Origin of the sequence: Marinococcus luteus (genome assembly GCF_034497705.1) — a bacterium.
GTDB lineage: Bacteria > Bacillota > Bacilli > Bacillales > Marinococcaceae > Marinococcus > Marinococcus luteus_A.
The window spans coordinates 81967-92911 of sequence record NZ_JAXRUV010000010.1 but is presented as its reverse complement, the minus strand read 5'-3'; the positions used below and the strand labels follow the sequence as shown (position 1 = coordinate 92911).

General features: G+C 48.0%; 15 protein-coding genes. 6 read left to right on the top strand and 9 right to left on the bottom strand.

The annotated features are described in order from the left end of the window. The 5 genes from Q9M42_RS15560 to Q9M42_RS14025 all read right to left on the bottom strand — a co-directional run. On the bottom strand, positions 1–167 hold a 167-nt coding region (locus Q9M42_RS15560; protein WP_369698798.1), incomplete at its 3' end, for a rhodanese-like domain-containing protein. Between the two features lie 92 nt (positions 168–259). Then, positions 260–643 (bottom strand): DUF302 domain-containing protein, encoded by a 384-nt coding sequence (locus Q9M42_RS14040; protein ID WP_322527080.1) that lies wholly within the window; start codon positions 641–643, stop codon positions 260–262. 64 nt (positions 644–707) lie between these two features. Next, entirely contained in the window at positions 708–1466 is a 759-nt protein-coding gene (locus Q9M42_RS14035; protein WP_322527086.1) for a sulfite exporter TauE/SafE family protein, read from the bottom strand. Positions 1467–1547: 81 nt separating this feature from the next. After that, complete coding sequence (locus Q9M42_RS14030) at positions 1548–1775, bottom strand: sulfurtransferase TusA family protein (RefSeq protein ID WP_322525232.1); 228 nt, start codon at positions 1773–1775, stop codon at positions 1548–1550. A gap of 89 nt (positions 1776–1864) precedes the next feature. Then, on the bottom strand, positions 1865–2344 hold the full coding sequence (locus Q9M42_RS14025) for a DsrE/DsrF/DrsH-like family protein (RefSeq protein WP_322527079.1): 480 nt from the start codon (positions 2342–2344) through the stop codon (positions 1865–1867). A 266-nt stretch (positions 2345–2610) separates the two neighbouring features. Here Q9M42_RS14025 and Q9M42_RS14020 point away from each other — a divergent pair, with 266 nt between their 5' ends. Next, the gene (locus tag Q9M42_RS14020; protein ID WP_322527078.1) at positions 2611–2862 is read left to right on the top strand and encodes a hypothetical protein; all 252 of its coding nucleotides are present in this window, start codon (positions 2611–2613) and stop codon (positions 2860–2862) included. Positions 2863–3004: 142 nt separating this feature from the next. Here the strand turns inward: Q9M42_RS14020 and Q9M42_RS14015 are convergent, their stop codons facing one another. Continuing rightward, positions 3005–3205 carry a hypothetical protein gene (locus tag Q9M42_RS14015; protein WP_322527077.1) on the bottom strand — a complete coding sequence of 67 codons (201 nt, stop codon included), beginning with the start codon at positions 3203–3205 and terminating at the stop codon, positions 3005–3007. 105 nt (positions 3206–3310) lie between these two features. Continuing rightward, entirely contained in the window at positions 3311–4762 is a 1452-nt protein-coding gene (locus Q9M42_RS14010; RefSeq protein WP_322527076.1) for an aldehyde dehydrogenase family protein, read from the bottom strand. 199 nt (positions 4763–4961) lie between these two features. On the opposite strand from Q9M42_RS14010, the gene Q9M42_RS14005 reads away from it, so the two are divergent. Then, positions 4962–5915, top strand: a complete 954-nt coding sequence (locus tag Q9M42_RS14005) for a DMT family transporter (RefSeq protein ID WP_322527075.1) — start codon at positions 4962–4964, stop codon at positions 5913–5915. Positions 5916–5959: 44 nt separating this feature from the next. Next, a complete protein-coding gene (locus Q9M42_RS14000; protein WP_322527074.1) occupies positions 5960–6598 on the top strand; it encodes an SDR family oxidoreductase in 639 nt (212 codons plus the stop codon). A gap of 45 nt (positions 6599–6643) precedes the next feature. On the opposite strand, the gene Q9M42_RS13995 is transcribed toward Q9M42_RS14000, so the two are convergent. Beyond that, a complete protein-coding gene (locus Q9M42_RS13995; RefSeq protein ID WP_322527073.1) occupies positions 6644–7072 on the bottom strand; it encodes a pyridoxamine 5'-phosphate oxidase family protein in 429 nt (142 codons plus the stop codon). A 234-nt stretch (positions 7073–7306) separates the two neighbouring features. Between Q9M42_RS13995 and Q9M42_RS13990 the strand changes: the two genes are divergently transcribed. The 3 genes from Q9M42_RS13990 (at position 7307) to Q9M42_RS13980 (ending at position 9537) form a co-directional block, all read left to right on the top strand. Further along, on the top strand, positions 7307–8227 hold the full coding sequence (locus tag Q9M42_RS13990; protein ID WP_369698797.1) for a manganese catalase family protein: 921 nt from the start codon (positions 7307–7309) through the stop codon (positions 8225–8227). Positions 8228–8316: 89 nt separating this feature from the next. Continuing rightward, positions 8317–9237, top strand: coding sequence for a nucleoside hydrolase (locus Q9M42_RS13985; RefSeq protein ID WP_322527072.1), 921 nt, complete (start codon positions 8317–8319; stop codon positions 9235–9237). 57 nt (positions 9238–9294) lie between these two features. After that, positions 9295–9537 carry a DUF2584 family protein gene (locus Q9M42_RS13980; protein WP_322527071.1) on the top strand — a complete coding sequence of 81 codons (243 nt, stop codon included), beginning with the start codon at positions 9295–9297 and terminating at the stop codon, positions 9535–9537. A gap of 72 nt (positions 9538–9609) precedes the next feature. Here the strand turns inward: Q9M42_RS13980 and Q9M42_RS13975 are convergent, their stop codons facing one another. After that, the gene (locus Q9M42_RS13975; protein WP_322527070.1) at positions 9610–10935 is read right to left on the bottom strand and encodes a 6-phospho-alpha-glucosidase; all 1326 of its coding nucleotides are present in this window, start codon (positions 10933–10935) and stop codon (positions 9610–9612) included. Between the last annotated feature and the right edge of the window lie 10 nt (positions 10936–10945).

Below are 10945 nucleotides of genomic sequence, written 5' to 3'. Positions count from 1 at the left end.
ATCCGGTCAGGAATCGTGCCGAGAGGGATATGAACCGACCCGGGAATGCGTCCTTCATCGAGCTCCTCGTCCTCCCGGACGTCAATCACCTGGACGCCGCTGCCTTGTTCGAGTTCGTGCTGAACGTCTTTTGGCTGGACTTCTTTGATGCGTTGTTCTTCTGTCATAGGGAATCACCTCATATTTTGATTATTACTTTGCGGTTTGAATAACTATCTGTTGAGAATACATAATAGGGTATATAAGGCTCTAAAAAATTTTACACGGTCTGATCGATGCCCTGCTTTAAACGCTGCTCGATATCTTCGGCTGTCGCTGTTAATCCCGGTTCCTCAGCCAGCTGCATTAACACAGACGGGCGGGGCATGCTGATATACGTAGAGCCTGAATCTTCATAAACCGTTACTTTACACGGAAGAAAATTGCCGACCAGCTTATTTTTGTTTAAGACCTGTTCAGCCTCTTTCGGATTGCATACTTCAAGTACCCGGTGCTGGTCCGGAAAATCGATGCTTTTTTCCTGTAGCTTGCTCTGCAGATCAAAATTCCAAAGCACACCAAAACCAATGTCTTTAAGATTGGCTTCAAGGTCTTCAACGGCTGTATGGACAGACTTTGAGGTGGTTACAGTATAATGAAACATACAAATGCCTCCTTGTTCGTTCTCTACATCCAATAATACCCGCAGGTGTATATATACAAACGTCTTATCCATTAAAGATCTGGATCCATATTTGAATGGCCGTAGCTAAAATGATCACCGCCAATATACTTTGCAGCAGCTTGGTGTTGACCTTCTGGCCGGCTTTGGCCCCGAGCGGCGCTGCGATCAGGCTGGCGGCAATCATGACCAGGGCCGGGCCGTACAGCACCTGGCCGGTCGCCACTTTACCAACGGTCGCCCCGATGGACGAGATCAGGGTGACGGCAAGCGAGGTCGCAATTGTCATGCGAGTCGGAATCTTTAACACGACAAGCATGATGGGCACGAGAATAAATGCGCCGGCGGCCCCGACGATGCCTGACCCGATCCCGACCACGAAGGACAATCCAGCAGCGAGAGGCTTATGGAACGTAATCCGTGTAAGGTCCTGGTCGTCCAGGCCTTTTTTCGGTACAAACATCATGACCACGGCGATGGTCGCAAGCAGGGCGTACACCATGTTGACGCCAGCTTCGCTGAAGAAATTCGAGGCATAGGCGCCGATAAAGCTGCCGATCAGAATACTGCTGCCCATATACAGAATCAGCTGGCCGTTCAGATACCCGCCCTTCCGGTACGCCCAGACGCCGCCAATGGTGGCGAAAAAGACCTGCACGGCGCTGATCCCGGATACTTCATGAGCGGAAAAAGCTGCCACGCCGAGCAGCGGGGGGATGTATAACAGCATGGGGTATTTGATGATCGAGCCGCCGATGCCGACCATGCCGGAAACAAAGGAACCGACAAACCCAAGAAGGAAAATCACGACGATCAACAGCAGTGACAATGGAAAAACCTCCCTTGCAGGGAAGCAGATCCAAGACTTCCCCGGGTGACGATATTGTTAGCCTTTTTGAATCCAGAATTTATAGACGCCATTGTCTTCGCTGTGGTCGAGCAGTTCGTGGCCGCCGGCTTTGGTCCAGGCCGTTAAGTCGCTCTGCGCGCCTTTGTCGGTCGCGTGCAGCTCAAGCACCTCGCCACTGTCCATTTCCTTGATCGCTTTTTTGGTTTTCAGAATCGGCTGCGGGCAGGCAAGCCCCTTCGCATCAATGGTTGTTTTTGGTTCCATACATCATTTCTCCTTTAGATTCATTTTTTATGATTCGTGTCGGTTAGCTTTCGTTACGTCCGACCTTTAGGTACTCCGGCAAACACCGCTTAAATAAACAGGTTCACGTTCCCATCGGAGGCTTCGCCCAGATAGGCAGCGACGCCGGCATATTCAATGTCATCGCGCAGTTCTTTTTCATCAAGACCGAGCAGATCCATGGTCATGGTACAGCCGATCAACCTTACGTCCTGTTCTCGGGCCATATCGATCAGCTCCGGCAGTGGCATGGCGTTGTGTTTTTTCATGACTTTTTTGATCAGCTTCGGTCCGAGTCCGAGAAAGTTCATGTTGGAAAGACCCATGCGGTCGGCGCCGCGGGGCATCATTTTACCGAACATTGCTTCAAGTTTTCCTTTGGCGATCGACTGCTTTTCCGGCTTGCGGAGAGCATTTAACCCCCAGAAGGTATGAAAAATGGTGACCTCATGGTCATATGCGGCTGCGCCGTTAGCGATAATATAAGCGGCCATCGCCTTGTCGTAGTCACCGCTGAATAATACAATAGTGGTTTTTTTGGTTTCTGGCATCTAATCTCTCCTTAAGTTAAATACATTTACGGGTTTGGGTATATAAATAATAAAAAATTTTCTAGGAACTCCCGCTGATATCTACCCGTTCCTTTTTTGATTAATTACCCTGTAGGGTATATAAACACTTTAAAATAGATTAGAGAGCATGTCAACTTATTTTGTTGAAAATATTTTTAGAGAGGGATATACACATGGGAATGTTAAAATTAAGAAAGCAGCTTTTAATAGTTAAGGAAAGGGAGATTTTTATGCGGGATACCTATATGGGTGAGTACCGACGCCGCTGCTTAAAAAAGACAGCCGCAGTACTGGCGGTGGGGATTTTTACTGTTTTATGGAAGAGTCAAAGAGGACACCGGCGTTCACCGGACGCCTGGGCTGCGACGATTCCCGCCCATTTTATCGATAAAAACAGCACCCGGGAAGAACAAAAGGAGCAAATGAAAAAAGCATTCCGGCTCGCGGCGGCCGAAGGAGATCGAAAGCAGGACATATTTAAGGCTTATCAACGTTAGGCCGGGAGTCCAGGATTGTTTCGGACAAAGAAATAAAGAACTGCTGCTCTTCCTTCAGAAGGTGAAGAAACATAAAAACAGGGACTGACCCGAAAAAGGGAAGTCCCTGTTTTTTGCTGTTATTTTAAAGCAAACTTTTCGTTTAGACAGCCGCGCGTTCGACCTCTCCTTTGCGAAGAATAACGCGCGGATAAGGAAATTCTTCTTCCTGGCCGGCGAACGGGTAATGAACGTATTCGACACAAATCGTACGTTCATATTCTGCGATCACCCTGCATTCTTTTCCATCAAAATACAAAAGTTCGTCTTTATCAAATATTTTTACGTCTTTTTCTTGTTCCACTTCCAAACCTCCTTACCCCTCTCTTTATAGAGTAATCAATTTTAGGGCTGGCCGCAAGGTAATAAAAGGAAACAGAACAAATTCAGCTTCAAATTTCCGGAGAAATTATAATGGATACGGGCGGTCCTGCGCCTGTACGCTGATCCACTGCTCGGTCGTAAATTCATCTAAAACCCATTCGCCGTTAAAGCGTCCGATACCGGATTGCTTTTCGCCGCCAAATGGCAGGTGTGCTTCATCGTTTACAGACTGGTCGTTTACGTGGACCATTCCGGAATTAATGCGCCGCGCTGCCTGCATGCCCCGGTAACGGTCCTGGGTGAAGACTGAGCCGCTCAAGCCGTAAGGAGAATCGTTGGCAATACGGATTGCTTCGTCCTCGCTCGATGCCCGGATTAATGTTGCAACAGGGCCGAAGACTTCATCCTTTGCTGCCGGCATGTCATTAGTCACTTCGGAAAGAACCACCGGCGGTATAACCTGGCCGTTGATTTCAAACTCAGTCTGAAGTTTAGCCCCGGCATCAATTGTACCCTGAACCAATTTCTCAATGTTATTGACCTGTTCTTCATTAATGATCGGGCCGACGATGACATTTTCATCCGAAGGGTCGCCAGCTTTTAACGTTTTCGCCACACGGGTGAACTCTTCGACAAATTCGTCGTAAATGTCATCATGAACAATGACGCGGTTCAATGCGAGACAAATCTGTCCCTGGTGAAGGAAGGACCCGAATACTGCTGCTTTGGCAGCTTTTTTCACCTCGGCGTCCTGAAGAACGACCATGGCATTGTTGCCGCCAAGCTCAAGAGCGGTTTCTTTTAAGTTTTTCGCCGCAACCTCAGCAATATGCGTGCCGACTTCCGTGGAGCCAGTGAACGATAACAGAGCTGGTACTTCATGGGTGACGAAGGCATCGCCAATTTCGGAGCCGCGTCCGGCAGTGACGTGAATGACGCCTGCTGGAAATCCGGCTTCTTCAAACAATGCCGCAATCAGAAGTCCGGAAGTAACCGGTGTGTCGGAGGCTGGCTTAACAACGACGGTATTACCTGTGGCCACTGCTGGTGCAATTGTTCTCATTGCAAGGTGGAACGGGAAGTTCCATGGGCCGATAACGCCAATAACTCCTTTGCCCGAACGGAAGGTGTAGTTTTCTTTGCCGGGAGTGTTTGAAGGAGCAGTCGTTCCGTGAACCCGGTTAGGGAAGGAAGCAGATTCAAAAACAATATTGGAAGCTGTGTTGAACTCAGTTTCTGCCTTTAGTCTGCTGCTTCCGGATTCCTTGATAAGCCATTCCACAATGGTTTCCTTCTGGTTCTGCATGACGTCGTACAGCCGGTGGATATACTGTTGTTTTTCGGCTGGGCTGTGAGCGTCCCACGTTTTCTGATAATCATTGGCCGACTGATACGCGCGGTCAAGGTCATTGGCATCTGCGGAAGCTATTGTTCCCAGGGATTCGCCGTTATAAGGATTAGTATTTTCAATTGTTTTGCTGGATGAGCCGCTCACCCAGGAGCCGTTAATATACTGCTTTGTAAAATCGGTATGCATAGCAACCATCCTTTCATAATTACCGGATAGGACCCGGTAGCAATGTATAATATACCTCGTGCTGTATTTTTTCAAACATTTAAGATCAGGAAAGGTCAATACTATTTGAGAATAATAATAAATTTATAGAAAGTGGACAGGGAAATTTGAGATGATAGCGGAGCTGAAGGAAAATGATTTATATAAAGGGGGAGCAGCTATGAAACCATCCACTGCTTATTTATTTGCCGTCGCCGGTGCTTCGTTCTGGGGTTTTACGGGATTGTTCGTGCAGAACATGTACCGGTACAATATCGAACCCGATCAGGTGGTGGCTCTGCGCATGGCGGGTTCAGCTCTGATTTTGTTTTTGGCTGTTGCCCTGATCCGCCCGTATCTTCTAAAGGTCCGGTGGTATGATCTGCCGCACTTTATCGGGCTCGGCGTCGGTAGTATAGCCCTCTTTAACTGGTGTTATTTTACTGTTATGAATGAAGCCTCGCTTTCCATTGCAGTGGTGCTTCTTTACACAAGCCCTGTGTTTGTAGCCCTCATTTCAAGGTTTGTATTCAAAGAAAAAATAACAATGAATAAACTGGCTTCTATTTTGCTGACGATCGCGGGCTGTGCGCTGGTGGCCGGCCTGCTTCCGGGCGGCACAGGCGGAATGTCGCTTCCGATTCTTATGATTGGTTTGCTTTCTGGTTTATGCTGCGGCCTGTACAGCATTCTCGGCAAATTTGTGACGCCGAAGTATCATTCCATTACGATTACTGCCTACACGATGCTTGCCGGGGGAGTGGTAATGATTCCTTTCAGCGGTCTGCTGGCAAATGAAGAAGCCCTCCGGGAGCCAATGATGTGGATGTACGGTCTTGGAGGCATTCTTCTTTCCACGATTGCTGCGTATATACTTTTTACGATCGGGCTGAAATATATTGAATCGGGCAAAGCGGCGATTTTATCAACCGTGGAGCCGATGGTGGCCATTTTGATCGGCGTATTCGCTTTTGGGGACAGGCTGAGCACCTGGCAGGGGTTTGGTATCTTTCTTATTTTTTCCGCGGTAATTCTTTCCATCTATTCAAGACCGGGGAAATTCCGGAAAAAACGTGGAGAGAACCGGGGAGAAGCGCTAAACGAGTGGGAGAAGAAGCCCAAGGGAGATGTTTAAACTGAGGACTGCAGGGAACAAATGTAAAAAAAGGAGGCATTAAAATGGATGTACTAGTCATAGGAGCGAATGGCCATACGGGCCGCTTGCTGGTGGAGCAGCTTGCAGCCCACCCGGAGCATACACCGCATGCTATGGTACGTGAAGTCTCCCAGGCGGATGAACTGAAAAAACTGGGCGCGGCATCCACGATTCTTGCAGACCTTGAAGAAAATACGGCGGCCGCTTTGAAGGGTGTGGATGCTGTTATGTTCGCTGCTGGCTCCGGCTCTTCAACAGGGCCTGAAAAAACAGTGAGCGTAGACCAGCAGGGCGCAAAAAAAACTATTGATGCTGCAAGAGTGCAGGACGTGAAGCACTACGTTATGCTGAGCGCAATTGGTGTCGACAATCCGCAGGGACCTATTAAGCATTATGCAGAAGCAAAGCTGAACGCAGATAAGCATCTGCAGAGCAGCGGACTGCCATATACGATTGTTCGTCCGGGAAAGCTTACGTTCGATAAGGGAACAGGGAAAATTGAGCTTGCAGAAAAGCTTTCCAGCCCTGAAGAAAGAGATATTTCCAGAGAGGATGTGGCCCGCACGATGATTGCAGCCCTCGACATTGAGAACGCCCGGGGACAAACGGTCGAACTGCTTGCAGGAGATACGGATATTCATGAAGCCTGGAAGGTCTTATAAAAATACCCCCCGCCGGAACTTATGCCGGCGGGGGCTTCTATTAACTTAAGAAGAAAAATCGATTTCCTCGGGAGTATCACCTTTGGAGTTCATCAGGCGGATAGAGTCCGGCTGGATTTCGAGGACAATATATTCCGGATTGTCCGGCGAACCAAGCCAGGATTGCACGCTGTCAGTCCAAACCTTTTTCTTCGTTTCCTGGTCATGACGGATTACTGCTTTGCCGGAAATTTCAACAAAAGCGTCTCCGTAGCCTTCCCCGTCGTAGCCGAGCAGAATATGGACATTGGAATTCTTTTCGATTTCTTCTGCCTTGTGGGTTTTGCTGCTCGTCGGTGTGAGAAGGGTGAAATTATCATTGTAAAACGTCATATAGCGGGAGTGGGGCTTGTTGCCTTCAATCGTGGCAAGTACGCCTACTTTGTTGCTGTCAATGATATCGAGTGCGAGTCTCTTTGCTTCGTTTTTATCCATGGGTAATCCTTCCTTTCGTAGTGAAACTAATTATCATTATTCCTGCCGCCCCGTACTTTTAAACATGGGTTCAAAGCCGGAAGGGCAGTGATTTCTACATACAATAGTAATTGTGTAAAAAGAATGAATATTGTTAATATAAAGAAATCGTGCGTTTGCTTTCATAGTAGAGCGGTAATAGGTAAGTGTATTTTGCTAGCGAAATACGAATTTAAACCTATAGGAGGAATCATTGTGTTTAAGAGAATTGATAAACTGCAGATCGACCTCCCAACGCCCAGTAATCCAGACGCTAATTCAGCCAACGTCGTACAGGAGCTTTTAGGTGGAAAATTCGGTGAAATGTCAACGCTCAATAACTATTTATTCCAGTCGTTTAATTTTCGCAGCAAAAAACAGCTACGCCCTTTTTATGATTTAGTTGCAAGTATTACAGCTGAGGAACTCGGACACGTAGAGCTGGTTGCCAATACAATAAATTTATGCCTGCAGGGTTCCACAAGCCAAAGCGGCCAGGACCCGGCCAACCCGGACAGTACACCGCTCAGTGAAGCCATGGATGCAAGAAACCCACAAAGCTTTATTTTTGCCGGTCAAAACGCTGTACCGAAGGACTCGATGGGAGCTCCGTGGACAGGGGACAATGTTTTTACAAGCGGTAACCTAGTCAATGATCTGCTTCACAATTTTTATCTTGAATGCGGAGCAAGAACGCATAAGATGCGTGTATATCAAATGACCGACAATGAAACCGCCCGTGAACTGACCGGCTATCTGCTTGTGCGCGGCGGCGTGCACGTAGTGGCCTATGCTAAAGCGCTGGAGAAATTAACAGGCGTGGATGTAACGAAAATGCTGCCGGTACCGGACCTTGATAACAGTAAATATGACCACGCCCAGAAATATGAAGCAAAGGGTGCGCACCGTAAGCTGTATCGTTTCAGCGATAACGATTACACAATGCTTGACCGGATCTGGAACGGACCGACACCGGTCGGACCACCGGGTGAGCTCGAAGTAGTCAGCGACATGCCGACACCGGAGGGCGGGGAAATTCCGAACCTCGATCACATTCCGGAAGAATTTGCGCCAGGATTTGACGAGCAGCAATTCCGGGAAATGTCGAAAAAATTGAATTACGAAGCAGGACTTTAAGCATCAGAGTCCGAAGCAGGAAGCACCGCCAGCTGGCGGTGCTTTTAGTTTGAATAAACCTATAGTCATAGAGAGAAAGGAAGCATCAGATGAAAACACCAGTAATTATGGATATGGACCCGGGACACGACGATGTAATCGCATTATTTCTCGCAGCAGGTCATCCGGACATGGATATCCGGGCTGTGACGACTGTTTCAGGAAATGCTGATATAGGAAAAACAACAAGAAACGCTTTAGTGGCTGCTGATACTGCGGGACTGAGCGGAGTGCCAGTGGCGGAAGGGGCGGGAAGGCCTCTGGTCCGTACGCCGGAGCACGCTCCTTCTATTCACGGGGAATCCGGTCTCGACGGCCCGGAGCTTCCAGCGCCGACATATATGGTGGAGGAACGACATACGGTGGATGTAATGGAAGACATACTGCTTCATTCGGAGGAAGAAATTACCGTTATTGCGACTGGTCCGCTTACCAACATTGCACTACTGTGCCGGAAAAATCCGAAGGCGGCTGCTCGTATCCACCATCTGTCGATTATGGGCGGCGGCACGTTTGGGAATTGGACACCTGCGGCAGAATTTAATATTTATGCGGATGCTGAAGCGGCAGAGATCGTTTTTACAAGCGGTATTCCAATCACGATGTGCGGCCTCGATGTTACTCATCAGGCATTATCGTCCGAGGCCGTAGTGGAACGGATTAAAGAGATACCGACAATGGCAGCCCAGTTTACGTATGAACTGCTTGATCACTTCCAGCGTGCCTACGAGGAGCATTTTCAGCTGACGCTTCCACCGGTTCATGACCCCTGCGCGGTGGCAGTATGCCTGCAGCCGTCCCTGTTTACATTTGAATCGGCCGAGGTAAAGGTTGAAACAACTGGAAAGCATACGTACGGGGAAACAGTCATTGATACTTACGCTGCAGAAGGGCCGGTGCAGGTTGCCACAGCAGTCGATAATGATAAATTTTGGGATTTAATCGTACAATCGCTTAAAAATCTGCCATAATGGAAATAGATAAGTAAGCGTTATTATTATAGAGACAAGGGAGCAGGAGGGACGTATATGGGTTTTTCTGTAGAAATGAACTGGGAAATTATTACGAATAAGCAGGCAGAGCGCCTTGATGAAAAAAATTTTCGGCTGATTAAAGATAATTATCAAATGTTTCCGCTCGATCACCCGCTTCCAATTCATACTTTTGTCGAAAAAGTACCTTTTGGCAAGGCGGTTATACACCGGGTGGAATGGGAATCCCACCGGACCACAATTGAGTATGAGCTTGTGTCATTAACCTCTGTGAACTAAGCAGATAATATTGTTAAGAGTCTGGTCCCGTCGATAACATCGACGGGACCAGACTCTTTTACCTTTATTTGCTTAATGAAGCACCGGCCAATAATCTTTATTGGCTTCCTGAAGGTCTTCGAGAATATCCTTTGCCACTTTGGCACTTGGTACAATACGGGAAAGCGTCAACGCCTGCCAAAGCTTTTGATAGGACTTCTCGTACCACGCTTCTACTACGAGCTTTTCTACAGCGGCCTGCTGCTCCATAAGTCCTTTCTGAAATCGGGGGATTTCTCCCTGCACGAGAGGCTCTGGTCCTTTGCTGCCAACAATGCATGGCACTTCCACCATCGCAGTAGATTCGAAGTTACTTATCGTTCCATTATTTTCTACAATTAAAAGCATCCGCTCTTTTGTATTATAGGCAATCGCACGCGCAAGATCCACAATATAGGAAGCATGCTCATCGATGTGCAGCGCAGAATCCACCGCAGTGCCGCTCTCGATAATTTTACGGCATTCCCCAAAAGTAAAGGTTTCGCGTCCTTCCATTACTTCATTGGCACGTGTTACTTCCGGGTTGGAATGAGCGACTTCGTAATCCGGATAAAAGTAATATTTTAAATACGTGTTTGGCACTGTTTCCCGATCGAGTGCCTGAACATCCTTTGCTTTTGCAAATGTATTGTTCCAGCTTTCATCCGCATGCTGCAGCGATTGATCTTCTGTGACATAACCGAAATTGGCGACGTGTCTGCGAATCTGTGGGAGGAGGTCGTTTCCTTCCTTGTCCCGGATCCCGGTCCACCAGCCGAAGTGGTTCAGCCCGTAATAATCCACTTCCATTTCTTTTCGGCTTTCAAGCCCGATGGCAGAAGCCATCAGTTCTTCGATCCCAATCGGCATATCGCAGATATTTAGAATGTTTGATTTCGGACGAAGCTTCCGAGTTGCTTCGGCAACAATAGCTGCTGGGTTGGAATAGTTCAAAAACCAGGCCTCTGGTGAATACTTTTCCATAAAATCCACAAGCTCAAGAACGTCTCCGATTGAGCGCATGCCGTAAGCGATGCCGCCGGGTCCGCAGGTTTCCTGGCCGACGACTCCGTATTTCAGAGGAATTTTTTCATCTTGTTCACGCATGGCGTACTTCCCGCTTCGAATGTGCGCCATCACGAAATCAGTATTGGAGAATCCTTCCTCCGGATCGGTTGTTTCTGTAAACTGGATTTCCGGAGCCTTTTCATTCAAAATAATCCGGCATGCCCCGGCGATCGTTTTCTGCCGCTCTTCGTCATTATCAAAAAACGTAATCCGGTCAATCGGAAATTTTTCGAGGTTATCGATAAGCATCAAAACGATGCCGGGCGTAAATGTGCTTCCTCCGCCTGCGATAGTGATTGAGGATTTTTTCATAACTAACAGC